At 71.9% G+C, this 19,357-nt stretch carries 8 protein-coding genes; all 8 read right to left on the bottom strand.

Features of this window, described 5'->3' with window-relative positions; all coding sequences use genetic code 11:
• A partial coding sequence (locus ACWEFL_RS33210; RefSeq protein ID WP_451720070.1) for a condensation domain-containing protein occupies nt 1-2,022 on the bottom strand: 2,022 nt, incomplete at its 3' end.
• A complete protein-coding gene (locus tag ACWEFL_RS33205; protein WP_451720068.1) occupies nt 2,019-10,076 on the bottom strand; it encodes an amino acid adenylation domain-containing protein in 8,058 nt (2,685 codons plus the stop codon). The genes ACWEFL_RS33210 and ACWEFL_RS33205, both read right to left, overlap by 4 nt.
• 101 nt (nt 10,077-10,177) lie before the next feature.
• Nucleotides 10,178-12,289 carry an ABC transporter ATP-binding protein gene (locus tag ACWEFL_RS33200; protein WP_451720065.1) on the bottom strand — a complete coding sequence of 704 codons (2,112 nt, stop codon included), beginning with the start codon at nt 12,287-12,289 and terminating at the stop codon, nt 10,178-10,180.
• A gap of 263 nt (nt 12,290-12,552) precedes the next feature.
• A complete protein-coding gene (locus tag ACWEFL_RS33195; protein WP_451720062.1) occupies nt 12,553-13,494 on the bottom strand; it encodes a streptomycin biosynthesis protein in 942 nt (313 codons plus the stop codon).
• 96 nt (nt 13,495-13,590) lie between these two features.
• Nucleotides 13,591-13,788 carry a hypothetical protein gene (locus ACWEFL_RS33190; RefSeq protein ID WP_451720059.1) on the bottom strand — a complete coding sequence of 66 codons (198 nt, stop codon included), beginning with the start codon at nt 13,786-13,788 and terminating at the stop codon, nt 13,591-13,593.
• A 108-nt stretch (nt 13,789-13,896) separates the two neighbouring features.
• Nucleotides 13,897-15,174, bottom strand: a complete 1,278-nt coding sequence (locus ACWEFL_RS33185; protein WP_451720056.1) for a sensor histidine kinase — start codon at nt 15,172-15,174, stop codon at nt 13,897-13,899.
• 6 nt (nt 15,175-15,180) lie between these two features.
• Nucleotides 15,181-15,834: a response regulator transcription factor gene (locus tag ACWEFL_RS33180; RefSeq protein ID WP_451720053.1), complete on the bottom strand. Its 654-nt coding sequence runs from the start codon at nt 15,832-15,834 to the stop codon at nt 15,181-15,183.
• A 386-nt stretch (nt 15,835-16,220) separates the two neighbouring features.
• Nucleotides 16,221-18,983: an AAA family ATPase gene (locus ACWEFL_RS33175; protein ID WP_451720050.1), complete on the bottom strand. Its 2,763-nt coding sequence runs from the start codon at nt 18,981-18,983 to the stop codon at nt 16,221-16,223.
• Nucleotides 18,984-19,357 lie beyond the last annotated feature (374 nt).

The raw sequence follows: 19,357 nt of genomic DNA, 5'->3' as shown, positions 1-19,357 counted from the left end.
CACCCACAACTCGAACAACGACACATCAAACGCATGCGGCGCATGCATCAACACCGCGTCGCCCGGCCCCACACGCCACTCACGCTCACCCACCAACGCCGCCGCACTCCCATGCGGCACCGCCACACCCTTCGGCACCCCCGTCGACCCCGACGTGTACATCACATACGCCACATCACCCGGACCGACCCGAACCACGGGCGCGTCCCCGCAAACGGCCAACTCGCCCACGACAGCGGCCTCGTCCACCACCACGACCCGCACGCCGACACCCTCCGGCACCACCGCACGCGTCGCCTCCGCACACACCACCACCACCGGAGCACAGTCCGCCAGAACCAAAGCCACCCGCTCCGCCGGAGACCCCGCATCCACAGGGACATACGCCGCCCCCGCACGCCACACCCCCAGCAGCACCGCCACCAGATCCACGGACCGCTCCATCACCACCGCGACCCGATCACCACGCCGCACACCCACACCCGCGAGAAACGACGCCACACCACCCGACGCCGCCCACAACTCCCCATACGACAACGACCGATCACCCTCCACCAACGCCACCGCACCCGCCGACTCCCTCACCCGCCCCTCAATCAGCTCCGGCACCAACCCGGCCGGAACCCCGCCCGCCGTGGCCCCCCATCCCTCCAACACGAGACCGCGCTCCGGACCGGTCAGCACACCCACCCGGCCCACCAACACCGACGGATCCCCGACCACCTGTTCCAGAACCCGCGCGAGGATGCCGCCCAGTGCCTCGCCGAGCTGCTCGTCGACGAGCTCGGGGTGGTAGGTCACGTCCATGCGGAGGCGTTCGTCGGGGGCGATGCCTATGGACAGGGGGTAGTGCGTAGCCTGGCGTGCCTCCACGGAGGAGAAGGTGACGGTGTCCGGGGCGGGCGACTGCCTGCCGGTGCGTGGGTAGTTCTCGTAGACGAGGAGCGTGTCGAAGGTCGCTCCGGGGCCGGCCGCGCTCTGGATGTCCGCCAGGCCCAGGTGCTGATGTGGCATGAGTGCGGTGTTGTGTTCCTGGAGTTCGGCGAGCATCCGCAGCACCGGCTGCGTGCCGTCGAGGCGCACCCGGACGGGGACGGTGTTGATGAACAGGCCGATCGCGGACTCGGCACCGGTCAGCTCCGCCGGGCGCCCCGCCACGGTCACGCCGAAGACGACGTCCGTACGGCCGGACAGACGGGCCAGCACCAGCGCCCAGACGCCCTGGACGACGGTGTTCAGGGTGAGACCGTGGGTGCGTGCCAGGTCGGTGAGGGCGCTGGTCGTCTCCGGGGAGAGGTGGACGGAGCGGCGCGTCGGTGCGGCCGTGCCGGGTGCCGGGGGCGTCGCCGTGGCGACGAGCGTGGGCTCCTCGGCGCCTGCGAGTTCCGTGCGCCAGGCGGTCCGCGCGGCCTCCTTGTCCTGGCGGGCCAGCCACGCCAGGTAGGCGCGGTACGACGTGACCGGCGCGAGGGACGAGGTGTCGCCGTTCGCCTCGTAGATCGTGGTGAGTTCGTCCAGCAGGACGGGCAGGGACCAGCCGTCGAGCAGTATGTGATGGCTCGTCAGGACAAGGCGGTGTTCGCGTGCTCCGAGACGTACGAGGAGGAGTCGCAGCAAGGGGGCGACGGCCGGGTCGATCCTTCGGGCCCGTTCGGCGCGCACCAGGCGGTCCAGTTCGGTGCGCGCGGCGGTCTCCGTCCGGTCCGACAGGTCGGCCTCGGTCCACGGCAGGGTGACCTCCCGCATGATGAGCTGCACGGCCTCGCCGGAGGCGCGCCGGTGGAAGCTCGCCCGGAGGGCGGGGTGGCGGGTGAGGAGCGCCTGCCACGCCGTCCGCAGCCGTGCCGCGTCCAGCGGGCCGTCGACGGACAGGACGGACTGCACGGTGTAGGTGTCAGGCCGGTCCCCTCCGTCGAAGTCGGCGTGGAACAACAGCCCCTCCTGAAGCGGAGACAGCGGCCATACCTCCGCGAGGGCGGACCCCTGGACAGGGGAGCCTTGACCGGCGGTGGGAGCCTTCACAGTGACCGTCCTCCTTCGAGTCCTTCAATTCCTTCGAGTCCGTGGTGCTGTGCGAGTCCGTGGTGCTCTTCGACGCCGTCGCGTTCTTCCAGGCCGTGGCCGGCCAGTTGGGCCGCTATCGCCTCGAACTCCTCGACCTCGTCCTGGGCGAGGTCGACGAGCGTGAAGTCGGACGGGGTGTGTCCGCCCGCGGTGGGGTCCGCGGTGTGGCCGGCGAGGGCGGCGAGCAGGTCGAGCCAGGTGCGGCCGAGGTGGTCGGCCGTCGCCTCGTCGAGGACCGCGGTGGGCCAGCTGAGCGTGAGGGTGAGCTCGGGTCCGTCGGCGGTGTCGCGGACGGCTGCTGCGGCTTCGACGACGTGTGCCGCGGGCAGGTCGGGGGCGGCCGAGCCGCCGATCGGCGTCTGTCCTGCCAGTTGCCAGGGGGCCACGGCCCCGGTGCCTGGGGCGGTGGAGAAGCGGCCCAGGTAGTTGAAGCCCACCTGGGGGCTGGGCAGGGCGGCCAGGATGGGGGCGGTCTCGGGGCCCAGGTGGCGCAGCAGGCCGTAGCCGAGTCCGTCGCCCGGTATCTCCCGCGCCTGCTCCTTGACGGCCTTCAGGAGTGTGCCGACGGACGGTCCGCCGGCCAGTGCCTCGTCGAGGTCGACGCGTGTGAGGTCGACGCGTACGGGGTGCACGCTGGTGAACCAGCCCACGGTGCGCAGGAGGTCCGCGCCCCCGAGCGAGTGGCGTCCGTGGCCTTCTACGTCGATCAGGACGACGCCGTTCCCGTCGCCGCTCCCGTCGCGGGGGTGCCGTGCGGCGCCCGCGTCCGGGGCGGCGGGGCGTCCGCGGACCAGGCGGACGGCGCCCGCCAGGGTGGACAGGAGCACCTCATGGACACCGCAGTGGAACAGGAGCGGGGTCTCGCCGACCAGGGTGCGGGCCTGTCGCGCGGGCACCGTCCACCTCGCGCGGCGCACGGTGGCCGCGGTGTCCCGGACCGGGTCGAGGTTGCGCCCGCCCAAGGGGGGTTCCGCATGGGCCACCACGGCGCCCCAGCCCTCGAGCTCGGCGGTGCGTTCGGGCTGGCTGGCCTGTCCGGCGAGGAGGCTCGCCCAGCGGCGGAACGACGTTCCGACCGGGTCGAGGGAGGGCTCGCGGCCGGTCGCGGCGGCCTCGCAGGCGGCCCGCAGGTCGGGCACGAGAATCCGCCAGGACACTCCGTCCACGGCCAGGTGGTGCAGCGCCAGTACCAGTCGGCCGGTGCGGGCGGGTCCGGCGTCCAGCCACACCGCCTGGAGCATCACGCCGGACGACGGGTCGAGGCGCCGTACCGCATCGCCCGCGGCCCGGTCCGCGGCCTCGTCCAGGTCCGGCTCGGCCACCTGGGTCGCGTCGGTGGTGGTGACCAGCTCCGCCGGGTCCACCGCGCCCCTCTCGCGCACGACGAGGCGCGTCGCCGGTCCGTCCGTTTCGGTCCGGGCGCGCAGCATGTCGTGGGTGTTGAGCAGGGCTCGTATGCCCGCCGTCAGTGCCTCGGTGCCCAGCCCGGCCGGTGCGCCGAGGGTCACCCACTGGGCGAAGGCTTTGCCGGTGACCCGCTCGCCGAGTGCCCGCATCACCGGTGTCCACGGCACCTCGCCCACGCCGATGTCCCAGGCGGGCTCCGTTCCGGTGCCGAGCCGGGCGACGGGTGCGAGGTCGGCCGCCGTCGGGCGTTCGAAGACGTCCTGCGCGGTGAAGGACACGCCGGCCCCGCGGGCACGGCTGACCAGTTGCATGGAGGTGATGGAGTCGCCGCCGAGGCGGAAGAAGTTGTCGTCGGCGCCGACTCGTTCCAGGCCGAGCACTTCGGCGAACAGGGCGCAGAGGATCTCCTCCGCGGCGCCCTCGGGAGCACGCCCCGCGACGCGTTCGGCGAAGTCGGGGGTGGGCAGGGCCGGGAGGTCGGTCTTGCCGTTCGGGGTGACCGGCAGGGTGTCCAGCACCATGACGGCTGCGGGCACCATGTGGGCGGGGAGGGTGTCGGCGATGGCCGTACGGACCGACTCGCCGTCCAGGAGGTGCCGTTGTGACGTCGTGGAGACGGCGCTGTCCACCGTCGTGGAGACGGCGCCCTCCGCTGCCGGGGTCACATAGCCGACCAGGCGCCGCTCGCCCCTGCCGTCGCGCCGGAGCGCCACCACCGCGCGACCGACCCCGGAGTGTGCGGCGAGGACCGCCTCGATCTCGCCGGGTTCCACGCGGAACCCGCGCACCTTCACCTGTGCGTCGGCGCGGCCCTCGTAGACGAGGTCTCCCGCCCGGGTCCGGCGTACCAGGTCTCCGGTACGGTACATGCGCTCGCCGGGTGCGAACGGGCAGGCCACGAACCGTCGGGCCGTCAGTCCGGGCCTGTCCAGGTAGCCGCGGGCCAGACCGGCGCCGGCGAGATAGAGCTCGCCGACCGTGCCGGGGCCCACCGGGTGGAGGAAGCCGTCCAGCACGTAGGCGGCGGTGCGGGCGATCGGGCGGCCCGTGGTGGGCCGGTCCTCGGCGTGCAGCGGGCGGCTCACGGTCGAGGTGACGGCCGCTTCGGTGACGCCGTACTCGCTGTGCACGTCGCGGCCGGTGACGGTCCAGCATCGCCGCAGGTCGTCGGGCGCGGTCTCGCCGCCGATGATCAGCACACGTAGTGCGGGCAGGTGCTGGGGTGGCAGCTGCGCGAGCATCGTCGGGGTCATTGCCACGTGGGTCACCCGGGCGGCGTGCATCAGGCGTACCAGGTCCTCTCCGCTCGCGTGGCGCCGTGCGGGCGGGGCGAGCACCAGGCGTCCGCCCGCGGACAGCACCGGCCAGATGTCCGCCATCGACACGTCGAAGCTCGGCGACACGAGTTGCAGGACCCGGCTGGCCGCGTCCAGCGCGTAGCGCCGGGCGTGGTCGGTGACGAGGTTGCGCAGCGCGCCGTGCGGGACGACCACGCCCTTGGGGGTTCCGGTCGAACCGGACGTGTAGATCGTGTAGGCGGCGTGCGCCGCCCGCAGCGGCGCCCGGCGGTCCCGGTCGGTCACGGGTCCGTCGGCATGCCCGGCGATCGCCCGGGACATCTCCTGGTCGTCGACGACCACGACGTGGCCCGGGTACTCCGGGGGTACGGCGTCGCGTGTCGCGCGCGTGCACAGCACGACGGGCGGAGTTACGTCGTCGAGCATCAGGCGCAGCCGCGCCTGCGGGTGGCCGGGGTCGAGCGGGACGAAGACGCCGCCCGCCAGCGACACGGCCAGCAGGGCCGTGATCAGCTCGACGGAGCGGTCGGCCAGGACGGCGACCCGGCGCTCCGGCCCGACGCCCTCGCTCATGAGGTACCGGGCGAGGCGGGCCGACCCGGCGGCCAGCTCGGCGTAGGTGACGGTCTGTCCGTCCGCCTCCAGGGCCACGTCGGTGGGCGCTTCGACGGCCCGGCGTGTGAAGGCGTCGGGCACCAGGACGTCGTCGTGGGTGCCGGACGGGCCCGTTTCCTCCGCCGCGCGCGCTCGTGCGGCGGCGAGCGCGCGCTCGCCGGTGCCCAGGACGGCGACGCGTCCCAGGGGCTGCGCTGGGTCGGCCGTCATCTGTTCCAGGACCCGGGTGAGCCAGCGGACCAGTTCGGCGACGCGTTCGGGCGCGATCACGTCCGGGCGGCCGACGAGGTGTCCGCGCAGCCGCTCGTCGGGCACCACGATCAGCGCCAGCGGGTAGTGGCCGCGGTCCTCGGGCTCCCCGACGGGCCGCATGGTCGGCGCGGACTCCTGAGTGGCGGGCGCGGCCGGTGCCTCGGGCAGGTTCTCGAATACGACGAGAGTGTCGAAGACCGCGCCGTCGCCGGCGGCCCCCCGGATCTCCTTCAGACCCAGGTGCTGGTGGGGCATGAGCGAGACGTGGTGTTCGCGCAGCTCGGTCAGCAGCTCGGCGACCGCCCGGTCCGGCGCCAGGGCGGCGCGCACGGGCAGGGTGTTGATGAACGGTCCGACGATCGACTCGATGCCCGGCAGCTCGGCGTGCCGGCCGGCCACCGTCGTACCGAAGACGACGTCCGTACGTCCCACGAGCCGGGCGAGGACCAGCGCCCACGCCGCCTGTACGACCGTGTTGACCGTCACGCCATGGGCACGCGCCAACGTGCCGACGGCGGACGTGAGTTCGTCGCTGAACTCGAACCGCACCGGTCGGGGCACGACCGGTGTCCTGACGGCCTCCTCGGGCACCACCAGCGTGGGCTCCCCGGCTCCCGCGAGCGCCGACTGCCAGGCGCGGCGTGCCGACTCCCGGTCCTGGCGGGCCAGCCAGTCCAGGTAGGCGCGGTACGAGGTCGCGGCGGGCAGCGTCCGCCCGTCGCCGTCGGCGGCGTACAGCTCGGCCAGCTCGCCGAAGACGACCGACATGGACCAGCCGTCGAGGAGGGTGTGATGGCTGGTGATGACCAGGTGGTGGCGGTGTTCGTCGAGCCGTATGAGGAGCAGCCGCAGCAGCGGGGCCGCCGTGAGGTCGAAGCGTTCGGCCTTCTCCGCCTCGGCGAGCCGTGCGGCCTCGGCCGCCGCCTCGGGACCCGGCAGCGTCGATGCGTCAGCCGCACGCCAGGGCAGCGGCACGTCCCGCTCGATGACGAGCACCTGCTCGCCGGAGTCGCGCCGGCCGAAGGAGGCGCGCAGTACGCCGTGGCGATCGAGGAGCACCTTCCAGGAGGCGCGCAGCCGCGCCACGTCCAAAGGTCCGTCGAGGGCCAGGACGCGCTGGCTGGCGTACACGTCGGGGCTGTCGTGGTCGAACGTCGCGTGGAAGAGCATGCCTTCCTGGAGCGGTGACAGCGGCCATACGTCCACGAGGCCGGGCCGCTCCGCGCGCAGCCGGGCGAGCTCGTTTGGCGCCAGGTCCGTCAGGAGCGGTCCGGTGTCCGAGGCACCGGGCTCCTCGTGACCGGTCGGCCGCGCCGCTTCGGTGAGCGTGGCCACGGTCGCCAGGGCCGCCGGTGTCTCGTTCTCGAACACGTCCTGCGCGGTGCAGAGCAGGCCCGCGCGGCGCGCCTGGGCGGCCAGTTGCATCGCCATGATCGAGTCGCCGCCCAGGGCGAAGAAGCTGTCGTCGGCGCCGACCTCGTCGAGTTTCAGTATGGCGGCAAACAGCTCACACAGGGCCGCCTCGGCGGGGGTCCGGGGGGCGCGCCCGGTGACTCTGCCCGCAAAGTCCGGCGCGGGCAGGGCCGCTCGGTCGACCTTGCCGTTCCGGGTGACGGGCAGGGCGTCCAGGGCGCACACCGCGGCCGGCACCATGGGCTGGGGCAGCAGTCCGGCGGCGTGGGCGCGTACGGCGTCGGGTTCCACGCCGTCCGGGTCCTCGGGCACGACGTACCCGACGAGACGACGCTCGCCCGGGGTGTCCTCGCGCACGGTCACCACTGCCTGGGCCACCGACGGATGCGCGGCGAGCACCGCCTCCACCTCGCCCAGCTCCACGCGGAACCCACGGATCTTCACCTGCGCATCCGCACGACCGACAAAGACCAGCGCCCCGTCATCGGTCCACCGCACCAGATCGCCGGTCCGGTACATCCGCTCACCCGGCACGAACGGACACGCCACGAACCGCTCAGCCGACAGACCCGCCTGACCCCAGTAACCGCGCGCGAGGCCGGCACCGGCGACGTACAACTCACCGACCAGGCCGGGCTCCACGGGCCGCAGGAAGGCGTCGAGAACGAAGGTGTGCCGCCCCGGCAGGGCGCGCCCTATGGGCAGCACCGGGCCTGTCGCCCCGCCCGGCCGGATCAGGTGCCAGGTCGCGCAGAGGGTGACCTCGGTCGGCCCGTACAGGTGCCGGACGGTCACGTCGGGGCATGCCTCGCGCACCCGGGCGACCGAGGCGGCGGGCACCACGTCTCCGCCCGTCAGCACCTCGCGCAGACCGGTGAGGCTCTCCGGCTCCTGGTCCGCGAGGACCCGGAACGTGCCCGCCGTCAGATGCAGCCGCGTGACGCCCGCGGCCACGTGGGCGCGTACGCGTTGCGCGTCGACGGGACCCGGCCCGGCGACGACCACCCGGCCGCCCGCGGCGAGCGGGACCCACACCTCGTACAGGGAGGCGTCGAAGGCGTGCGGTGCGTGCATCAGCACCGTGTCGCCGGGGGTCATCTCCCAGGCGCGCTCGCCGACCAGCGCGGCCACACCGGCATGCGGCACGGCCACGCCCTTCGGTGCGCCCGTCGACCCCGAGGTGTACATCACGTATGCCACGTCGTGCGGGCTCGCCGGGCCGAGGGGGAGGTCGGCTGCCTCGTCGGCGGCCGGCTCCCCGGTGGTGGCCGGGTCGTCGAGCATCACCACCCGGGCACCGCTCTCCGGCACCGTCGCACGCGTCGTCCCGGCGCACACCACCACGGACGCGGCGCAGTCGGTGAGAACCCGCGCCACCCGTTCCGCCGGATGGCCGGGGTCCACGGGGACGTAGGCGGCCCCGGTCCGCCACACCCCGAGCAGCGCCACCACCAGGTCCGAAGACCGCTCCATCACCACGGCGACCCGATCGCCCCGGCCGACGCCCGCGCCCACCAGATTCCGGGCGACCTGCCCGGCCCGCCGCCACATCTCGCCGTACGTCAGGGAGCCCGCGCCGTCCGTGAGGGCCACGGCGTCGGGGCGGCGCAGCGCCTGACCGGCGATCAGCTCCGGAACCGGCGGTGTCCGCATCGGCTCGGGCGGCGGGGTGGTGGCGGGACGGGGGTGTGCCACGGCGACGGGCTGAAGCTGTGCCGCGGCGTCGATCCGGCCGATCGGCGTGGCCGGGTCCGCGACCAGGCATTCCAGGAAGCGCACCAGGAACCGATGGCTCCCCCGCACCCAGTCCTGGTCGTAGTGCGCGGGGTTGGCCTCCAGGGAGACGGACATGCCCTGGTCGTCGGACCAGCCGCTCGCCACCACGCTCAGTTCCTCGACGCGGCGATTCGACAGGTCCCTGACGATGCCTCGGCAGTCGCCGAAGCGCAGGTTCTCCCCGAGGGGCAGGATGTTGACGAAGGGGCCGAAGTGCCAGCGACCGCCGTCCGGCCAGGCCAGTTCGCGGCGCAGTCGCTCGCCTCGGTAGCGCTGGTGCCTGAGCAGTCCGGCGGTTTCGGGCCCGGACGCGCGGGCCAGGTCGTTCAGGCTCATGGCCGGGGTGGCGGGCAGCCGGAAGGGCAGGACGTTCGCCATCGTGCCCGGGGTGCGCCGCGCGGGGCCCGTCAGGCGTGCGGCGACGGGCAGGCTCAGTACGGCTTCGTCGGCGCCCGTCATCCGGCAGGTGAAGGCGCCGACCGCGGCGACGAACAGCCGGGGCCAGCTCACCTTGGCGTGCGCCGCGGCCTCGTGCAGGGCGCGCACGGCGGGCGGCGGAAGGTGACCCGTGGCCTGCACGGGGCCGTCGGGAGCGGTGGGGCGGTGGCCCGGGAGGGCGATGAGCTCCGGCCGGTCGGCGAAGTGGTCGTGCCAATAGCGGCGGTCCCGGGTGTACTCCTCGGAGTCGCGGTACGCGGATTCCTGTCCCAGCAGCTCACGCAGCGGCGCGTGTCCCGCGGGCCGGGCCGGGTCTGAGTGCAGCGCGGCCGTGTACAGCTCGGCGACGCGGCGGGCCATCAGCGAGCAGCCGAAGCCGTCCATCAGCAGGTGGTTGTAGCGCTGGTACCACACGTGCCGGCCGGGTGCGAGGGTGAGCAGCGCGTACGCGAACAGGCCGGCGTCGGCGGACTGTGCCGTCCGGTGCAGCTCCGCGCGCATCCATGCCTCGGCCGCGGCCCACGGGTCCTGGTGCGCGGAGAGGTCGACCGCCGTCAGGCTCCACTCCGGTGCCGGGACGACGAGTTGGGACACCCCGCCGCCCGGCTCCTCCACGAACCGCACGTGCAGGATCTCGGTCTCCTCGACGACCCGGTGCAACGCGTCCTCGAAGGCTCCGGTGTCCAGCGGCCCGAGGATCTCGACGTGCTGGCCGATGGTGTAGAAGCCGCGTGAGCTCTCGACGCGCTGGGCCAGCCAGATCCCCTCCTGGCTCTCGGACAGGGGCAAGGTGGAATCCGTTTCGCTGCTCATCGCTCTCCCTTCGGCGGCGCGACGGTGCGTGTGTGCGTGCGTGTCATGTGGGTGGCGTGGGCCGACCGGCGCCCTGCCGGGCCTTACGGCCTCCAGTCGGCCTAGGTCGGCTCGCCCCGGCGGCGCACCATGTACTCGCCGCCGCCTCCCGGTGGCATGCCGCCGCCGAGGGCGAGTCCGTCGCCGCCGGCCGTCTGCCCCGCACCGGGCATCGGCCCTGTGCCGAGCATGGGACCGCCACCCATGACCGGGCCGTCCCCGAGGTTCATGACCTGCGGCCGGGCGCGGACCCCGAGGTGTCCTTCGGAGCCGTTGGCGCGGACGGCAGGCCGGTCGAACTGGGTGCGGTAGAACTCCGCGTACAGTTCCCCGGCTTCCAGGAGCTCGTCGTGCGTGCCGCGTTCGCGCACCCGGCCCCCGTCGATGACGAGGATCTGGTCGGCCTCGCGGATGGTGGACAGACGGTGCGCGATGACCAGGGAGGTGCGATCGCGCAGCGCGGTGGTCAGCGCCCGCTGGACGGCCGCCTCCGACTCGGAGTCCAGGTGGGCGGTGGCCTCGTCCAGAATGACGACGGAGGGTGCCTTGAGCATGAGCCTGGCCAGGGCGAGCCGTTGTTTCTCGCCGCCGGAGAGACGGTAGCCGCGGTCGCCGACGACGGTGTCGAGGCCGCTGGGCAGCGAGCGGATCAACTCCCCTATCTGCGCCCCGTCACAGGCATGCATGAGGTCCTGTTCGGTGGCCTCGGGCCGGGCGTACAGCAAGTTCGCGCGGATGGTGTCGTGGTAGAAGTGCGCGTCCTGGGTGACGACCCCGACGGTGTCGCGCAGTGAGTCGAGGGTGACGTCCCGCAGGTCGTGGCCGTCCATGCGGACGGCGCCCGAGGTGGGGTCGTAGAGGCGGGACACCAGGTGCGTCATGGTCGTCTTGCCGCCGCCCGACGGCCCGACCAGAGCGGTGAGCCGTCCGGACAGCAGCTCGAAGGACAGCTCGTGCAGCACCTGCGGGCTCTTCCTCGAACGCTCCTCCGGGGACTGCGTGTTGGACTCCAGCGACGCCAGGGACACCTCGCTCGCTCGCGGGTAGCCGAACGAGACCTGGTCGAACTCGATGCGCGGCGCGGGGCCGGCGCCGGGCGGCGCCAGGGGGGTCGCGCCGGGCTTCTCCTCGATGAGCGGCTTGAGGTCGAGCAGTTCGAAGAGGCGGTCGAAGCTGACCAGGGCGGTCAGGGCGTTCGCCTGCATGCCCGACAGCTGGGTGATCGGGCCGTACAGCCGGCCGAGGAGTACGGCGAGGGCGACGAGCGTGCCGATCCGGAACACGTCGTCCAGTACGAGGGCGCCGCCGGCTCCGTACACGAGCGCCGTCGCGAGCGCGGCGAGCAGCCCCATGGAGATGAAGGACAGCCGGCTGAACACGGTCCACTTCACACCGACGTCGCGCACCTTGTCGGCACGTGCCGAGAACGCGGCGGCCTCCTCCCGCGGGCGGCCGTACAGCTTGGCGAGCATGGCGCCGCTCACGTTGAACCGCTCCTGGACGACGCCGGCCAACTCCGCGTTGGACTGCATCTGTTCCCTGGAGTAGCGCTGCAGGCGCCGGCCGACGTAGAGGCCCGGCACGACGAACAGCGGCAGCAGGGCCACGGCGATCAGGCTGATGAGCCAGGACAGGTAGAACATCTCGGCGAGGACCAGCACAACGGTCAGCACACTGGTCACCGAGGTCAGCAGCAGACCGAGGGCCTGCTGGGCCAGCATGACGTCCGCGTTGAGCCTGCTGGTGAGCAGCCCGGTCTGGGTGCGGGTGAAGAACGCCATGGGCTGCCGCTGGACGTGGGTGAAGGTCTGGACGCGCAGATCGTGGCTGACCCCCTGACCGATCCGGCCGGAGAAATAGCTCTGCCCGAGCTGCATCACCGCGTCGACCACGGCGAGTCCGGCGACGGTGAGGGCCAGGGCGATGACCAGCCCCAGGTCGTCCTTGAGTATTCCCTCGTCGATGATCTCCCTGAGCAGCAGCGGCGTCGCCACGATGGCGAGCGAGTCGACCACGGTGGTGAGCAGCAGAAACAGCAACGAGCGCCGATGCGGCCGTATATAGGTGAGCGCGCGGGGCACCGTGCCGGGCCGCAGGGACTGCCTCTTGTTCTTGCTGTCGGACGAATTCGGGTCTCCGACGGTAATTCCACCAGGACCTTGGCTGATTAACACGCGACGGAAACCTCCTGGGATCACGTAATTCCATCGGCTTCACACCTAGCAGGGACACTACCGTTCTGGATTTTCGCCCACCAGGCCCGCCGATAGGCAATCCAAAAGGCCACCGAAAGAGCGCATGCCAGAATCCCGGGAACTCGGAAATCCCGGGTATGCGAATTCACCGAAGAAGTTCGGAGCGGAGCCGCGAGTGTTTTCACATCGCGGCCCCGCTGTCCGACCGTGCGAATCGGCCGGTTGGACACCCGCCGCCGCAGCTATGCCGTCTCGGCGGCCTTCCGCTCCACTCGTGCCGCGAACTCCGTCCACATCTCGGCGCATTCCTTGGCGAGGTGGGCGACGACGACACCGCAGTGCGGCGGAACCCGGTCGGCGATCCTCTCCCATTCCTCCGTGTCGAGGGTGTGGAGGTTCAGCAGCCGCAGCAGGGTGCGCCCGGTCTCGCTGAACCGCAGCGCCGGGTCCGCCTTCAGCCGCTCCACGAGCGCGGCCCGGTCCTGGGCCGTGGCGCGCGAAGCCACGCCGACGGGCCCGAAGGCCCCACGGTTCGCGCTGTCTCCGTGGTGCGGCTGCCGTCTGCCCGGTGGCTGCGGGTCCTCTCCGCGCATCATGCGGTTGCGCACGTCACGGACCGTCTCGGGTGAGATGGAGGCGGCCCGGGCCACCTGACGCAGCGACAGGCTCGGGTTCTCGGCGATGATCTCGCTGGCCAGCCTGCGCCCCTCGGCGCCGCTGACCGGACGGATCCGGCCGTCCTGGCCGATCCTGCTGGTCCGCGCGGTCTCGCCGTCCTGCGACCGCCGGCGCAGCTCGGCCACCGTGCCCGGCGCGATGCCGGTCACCGAGGCGATCATGCGGTCCGACCACTGCGGATGCGTGCTCATGATCCGGTCCGCGGCGCGCTTGCGGTCCGCGGTCGTCAGCGGCAGTCCGTGGGCGATGTTGGACTCCACGGCCAGGACGAAGGCGTCGGCGTCGGCGCCGTCGAAGAACCTGGCCGCGATCTTGCTCTGGCCGCGCAGTTCCGCGGCACGTACCCGGTGCAGCCCGTCGATGATCCGCATCGTCGGGCGGTGCAGGGTGATCGGGGGCAGCGGTGTCTGCACCGCCGCCAGGACTTCCACGTGTCCCTGATCGGCTCCGGAGAGCCTCGGCGAGTCGCCTGTCGACAAAGAGCTGATCTCGACTTCGACGACCATGAGTCGATCAATGCGCGGGTGGCCAGGTATCGCCAACTCGATTCCCCCTAGTGACTCGGTCCCGCTCCACGCGCATACGCAGCCGCGCGTGGTGGATCACACCGTGACCGGGGGCAGCATCCCGTCAGCGGTGAATCCGTAGCTGAACGTTTCGCCGAGTCTCTGAATCCTGCTCGCGCCCATGGCCCGTTCCCCGGTACGCGTCCCGGCCGAAAAGGTCTTCGCCTGGTGCGGGGCGAGATGCCCGTCGCAGAAATACGCCTGGCGGAAGAACGTCTCCCGATGGCCGAACACGACGACCTTAACAACGGCTTTCCGGGCTTGGACACCCCTACCCACCCCTACGGGGTCATTCCTGTCCGCCTCTGAGGGGTTGTTCCTGAGCAGTCGTCACACCGGTCGTCACACCCGGGTGAGAGCCGGAACCACGGCGTCCTTCCGCAACGGGAAGGCAACCTCCACGACCAGGCCGCCGCCCGGCCGCGCGCGGGCAGTGAGCGCGGCGTCGTGGGCGGTGGCGATGGTGCGCACGATGGACAGGCCCAGCCCGTGATGGCCCTCGCCGACGGTGCGGCCGAGCCGCTGGAAGGGCTCGAAGAGCCGCTCTACCTGATCCGGCAGAACCTCAGGACCGGTGTTGGTGACGGTCACCACCGCATGCCGGCCCCGCGTGGCCGTCGCGATCTCCACCCGTCCGCCGGGGACGTTGTAGTCCACGGCGTTGTCGACGAGATTGGCCACCAGGCGCTGCACGAGTGCGGCGTCGCCCGTCATCGGGGCGGGCGCCGACCTGATCTCCACGTCGAGGTCGCGCCGGTCGGCGTCCGGGCGCGGGATGCCGACCGCGTGCTCGGCCACGTCGGCCAGGTCGACCTCTTCACGACGGTCCAGACCGCGTTCACTGCTGGACAGGGTGAGGAGCGACTCGAGCAGACGGGCCTGCTGCTGGCTGATCGCGAGCAGCCGCTCCATGCTCGAACGGTACGACTCCACGGTGGCGTCGCGGTCCATGAGCGACTCCTCCACCAGCGCGTGCTCCAGGGTGAGCGGCGTACGCAGCTCATGCGCGGCGTTGGCGACGAAACGCCGGTGGGAGTCGAGGGCGGCCTCCAGCCGGCCGAGCAGTCCGTCGACGGTGTCGGCGAGGTCCTTCACCTCGTCGGCAGGCCCGGCGACGGCGAGGCGCTCGTGCACATTGCGCGCGGAGATACGGCGGATGCTGCCGGTCATCGTGCGCAGTGGCCGCAGTACCCGCCCGGCCATCAGCCAGCCGAGCACGATCGAGATCACGGCCATGATGGCGAGGGCGATGCCCGCCTGCACCAGCAGATTCTCCAGCCCCTGCTGGTGCTGGCGGTAGGCGTGTTCGCGCAGGTCGCCGAGGCCGGAGTCCAGGGTGGGCGGAGTGCCGTCCGTCAGGCCGAGGGAGGCACCGGAGTCCGGGCCGCGGGTCAGCCGGGACACGTCGCCGCCCTCCCTGCCGACGATGACGTTCGACGAGGCGTGTGTGACGAGCAGGTAGGTGATCGCGAGCAGCACCGCGCCGGAGGCGACGAAGAGCACCCCGTAGAGCAGGGTGAGGCGCATCCGGACCCGACGGGGCGTCAGACGGCTTACGGCCGCGGTGAGAAGGCGGACGGCGCCGGCGAGCGGCTGCGCCGTGGGCTTCGGCAGTCGCATGGTGCCTCAAATCCGGTAGCCGCCGCGCGGGACGGTCTCGATCAGCGGCGGGTGGCCGAGCTTGGGACGCAGCCGGTTGATGGTCGCCTTGACGGTGGTGGTGAAGGGGTCGGCCGCCTCGTCCCACACCCGTTCCAGCAATTCCTCGGTCGACACCGCGCGCCCTTGGGCCGCGAGCAGGTACTCCAGGACCGCGAGTTCCTTCGGGGTGAGCGCGAGCCGCCGCGCGGCGCGGGTCGCGATCCGCCGCGCCGGGTCGAGTCGCAGATCACCGTGGACGAGGACCGCCGGCACGGCCGGCTGCGAGCGGCGGGCGAGCGCGCGGATACGGGCGACCAGTTCGGCGTACGCGAAGGGCTTGGGCAGATAGTCGTCCGCGCCGAGGCTCAGGCCCTCGACGCGGTCGGCGATGGTGCTGGACGCGGTCAGCATCAGCACCCGGGCGTGCACCGGCTGGTCGGCCAGCCGGGTGCACACCTCATCGCCGTGCACGCCGGGCAGATCGCGGTCGAGGACTACGACGTCGTACTCGACGACTCCCGTGCGCTCGAGCGCGTCCGCGCCGTCGTACGTCACGTCCACCGCCATGCCCTCACGGCGCAGCACCCGCGCCACCGACTGCGCGAGCTCGGCGTGGTCCTCGACCACCAGTACCCTCATCTACACTCCTCGCGTCCGGCCGGGCGGCCCGCACCTGATCACGCCGCACGAGACTGCCCGATCTCCCGTCACGCACCGGTCACAGTCGGCGGTCCCGCGGACCGCAGCTCGCAGCTCTCTGTTCGCAGATCGCAGATCGCAGCGTACCGATGCGAACCGCCCGTCCACAGGCCCGGATCAAGGCATATCCGGTGCCGGCCGAACTCCTGTTGCTCACCGGCTCACCAACTCCTGTGAACCGCCGACTCCTGTAACCCGCGCGAGCTTTCGGACCGCGCTGTGACCGCCCGCCCCGTAGAACAACCGGAGCGGAACCGACAGTGACGCCCGAGCGGCAGGGAGTTGTGACCTCGCAGATGACCGAAGGACTCCTCTTCTCGGACCTGTCACGCCGGATGGCGCGCGGCGCGGTGACGGCCTTTCGAGCGCTGACCGGAGCCCTTGGCGATGGTGATCTTGGCCATCAGGTCCGTGCGGCGCTGGACGTCCAGTTTTCGGTAGGCGCGCGTCAGGTGCTGTTCGACCGTGCTCACCGTGATGAACAGCTTGCCGGCGATCTCCCGGTTGGTGAGTCCCCGTGCGGCGAGCGTCGCGACCCGCAGCTCCGCGTCACTGAGCTCGGCGGGCTCCTGCCGCGGGCGGGTCGCGCCCGTGCCGTCCTGGGCGGAGGACGTGCCGGTGTGGGTAGGCGGTGCCTCAGGAGCCGGTACGCCGCACTCCCCGGCCAGCCGACGCGCCCTGCGGGCCAGCGGGCGGGCCTGCCCGGCGTCGCCGAGTTCACGGTGGGCGCGGGCCAACTCGTCGGTGGCACGGACGAGTTCGAGCCGGTGCCCGGTCTCCCGCATGATCTCCACGGCCTCCTCCAACAACGGCAGACGGCGGGCGGGGGTGAAGGTTCGGGCGAGGACCCTCAGCGACACCCCGCGCGTCCACGCGGCTCCGGGACCGACCAGCGCGAGCTGTTCCTCCGCCAGGCCGCGGGCGCGGCGCTTGTCGCCGAGCGCCAGATGGGCCAGGGCGGCATCGGTGCGCCAGGGAACCAGGGCCGGCAGGTCGAGACCCCAGCCGGTCATGGTGTCGCCGCAGGCGCGGAAGTCGTCGAGCGCCGCGTAGGGGCGTCCGGCCGCGAGGTAGTAGCAGCCGCGCGCCCACAGATAGAGCAGTCCGTCAGGGGTCTGGAAGGCCGCCTCCGTGACCGGCGTGCTGAGATGGTCGGCCGCCTCGTCGAGCCGGCCCATGGCCGTCTTCACGTAGACGGACACGGCGACGAGCGACGCGAGGGCGACGCCCCAGCCTTCGGCGGGTACGAGGACGTTCGCCGTGCGCGCGGACTCCTCGGCGGCGGTCAGCCCGCCCAGCCGCACTTCTATACGGGCCTGGACGGCGGCGAACCGTGCCTGCCACATGGGGGCGCCCCGCTCGGTGGCCTCCTTGAAGAGCGTCTCGCACCAGTACGCCGCCTCGTCGAGGTGGTCGGCGAGGACGAGCGAGTCCAGGGTGGCGACCAGCGAGGGGACCGTGTGGTCGTCCAGGCGGGTGCCCTGGAGGATCTGCTCCGCCCGCACCACGACGTCGTCCCTGGTGGGGTCGGACGCCGCCTGCGCCAAGGTCGCCACCCGGTGATGGACGCTGCGTGCGGACGGGGCCGCCCGCGGCGCCGCACCGCGCGGGTCGGCCCGGTCGTGGCGGGGCAGTCCCGGGTAGGTGCGCGCCGTCCACAGCCGGATGTCGTCGAGCCGGTGGCGCAGTCCCGCACTCGCGCCGGCGCGCGGGGCGGTGTCCAGCACGGCGAGCGCCTGGTTGACCTGGCCGAACCACAGGAGGTGGCCGACCAGTTCGGCGGACTGCCGGTGTCCGAGGCGGCCCGCGAGGGCGGCGGCCGTGAGTTCGGGCAGGTTTCGGGCGCCGATGGCCGGATTGACCCGCCAGGCGGCCCGGGTCAGCGTGGCCCTGATGTCCAGGGACCGCCCCTCGTCGGTGCACAGGTCGCGGGCGGCGCGCAGACAGGAGAGTGCCAGGGTGACGTCGTCGTCGGCCAGGGCCCGGTCGGCCGCCTCAAGGAGGGTCGGCAGCGCCCAGGCGTCGTCGACGCGCTCGGCGAGCATCAGATGCCGTGCGACCACGGTCGCGGCCCTGCCGTGCTCGTGCAGCACCGTAGCGACGCGGGCCTCCAATCGGGCCCGGTGCGAGGGCTCCATGCCGCGCAGCACGGCGCCGCGGCCCGCGTCGTGCCGGAACCAGCCGGAGTCGAGCAGTCCGATGGTGTCCAGGGCTGCCAGGCCGCGGTGCACCGACTCCCGGCCGACGCCCAGGACTTCGGCCAGTTCGGTGGGCGCAGCCTGTGGGCCGAGGACGGCGAGCGCCCAGGCGATGTGCTGAAGCACGGGGTCGACGCGGTACAGGCACGCCGTGACGGCACGCTCGTAGGACTCGCCCGGCTCCCACGCGTCGAGCCCGTTCTCCTCGCCGTCGGCGAGCGATGCGGCGATGTCCTCCAGGAGCGCTTTCGTCAGGAGGGGATTTCCACCACCGGTCCGGTGCAGCTGCGCGACGAGCGGGCGCGTCCGCCACCGTTCCCCTCCATGGGCACCGATCATTTCTCCGATACCACGTCGTGTCAGCAGGCCGAGCCGGATATTGCGGCAGTCCGGAAGGCGTAGAAAATCCATCTGGACGCGGATGTTGTCGGATAATTCACCGTCACTCTCGGCGAGCACTATAAGAATGCGGTTCTTGCTCAGCCTGCGGGCCAGATAGAGCAGGCACCCAATTGAATCCTGATCTATGTGCTGCACATCATCGACGATGAGCGTCACGGGCTTTTCCCGTGCCGCTTCGAGGACAATGGCGCACAACTCCGTGACGACCATGGACCGCACCGCAGCCGCCATACCCTCGTCCGGCAACCCGGCCGAGAGCAGTAACTGCCCCATCACCCCAAGGGGTATGTCGCGCTCCGCCTCCGATGCCGTGGCCTGCATCAACAGCGCCCCGGAGGCGTTCACCCGCTGCCCGAAGGCACGGAGTAACGCGGTTTTTCCGCTCGCGACCGCGCCGCTCACCACCAGCATGCCGCCACGCCCGGCCATGGCGGCATCGAGCATGCCCTCCATGGTCGACAGTTCCTTGTTCCGTTCCACCAGGTTCATGAGCCGACTTGTCCCCCAGTCTCGACGGCTGATTCTCGCGCGGCACGGGCAGCCGATCAGACGCAGCCTTTCGAACGAGACCACCCATCCTTGTGAAGATTCTCCCACAGCGAAATATCAACTACTAGCCCAATTCGGTGCAGGAACTTCCGAGCGCCACTTAATTCAAGCCATTCACCACACAAATGGACCATTCAATTCCGCATCGAATGGCTCCCCTTGCGCGATTTTCAGATGGCTGAAATCAACGACCATTCGGAAGGCGAGCGGGGGGATCCGGCTGACCTGGAACGCTCGCCGCCCCAAGGACCTGCGGACGCCCACACGGCCGACGCCGACGCGACACCGGCAGTGGTATAGACCTTTGCGGCGAG

It is taken from the genome of Streptomyces sp. NPDC004838, from assembly GCF_053600955.1.
Note: the sequence above shows the minus strand (reverse complement) of the source record. Positions and strands in the feature narration are given on the sequence as shown.

Excerpts from the sequence above, each read along its gene's own strand:
- ACWEFL_RS33180 (WP_451720053.1), bottom strand. The coding sequence starts at position 15,834 with ATGAGGGTACTGGTGGTCGAGGACCACGCCGAGCTCGCGCAGTCGGTG.
- ACWEFL_RS33205 (WP_451720068.1), bottom strand. The coding sequence starts at position 10,076 with ATGAGCAGCGAAACGGATTCCACCTTGCCCCTGTCCGAGAGCCAGGAG.
- ACWEFL_RS33195 (WP_451720062.1), bottom strand. The coding sequence starts at position 13,494 with ATGGTCGTCGAAGTCGAGATCAGCTCTTTGTCGACAGGCGACTCGCCG.
- ACWEFL_RS33185 (WP_451720056.1), bottom strand. The coding sequence starts at position 15,174 with ATGCGACTGCCGAAGCCCACGGCGCAGCCGCTCGCCGGCGCCGTCCGC.
- ACWEFL_RS33175 (WP_451720050.1), bottom strand. The coding sequence starts at position 18,983 with ATGAACCTGGTGGAACGGAACAAGGAACTGTCGACCATGGAGGGCATG.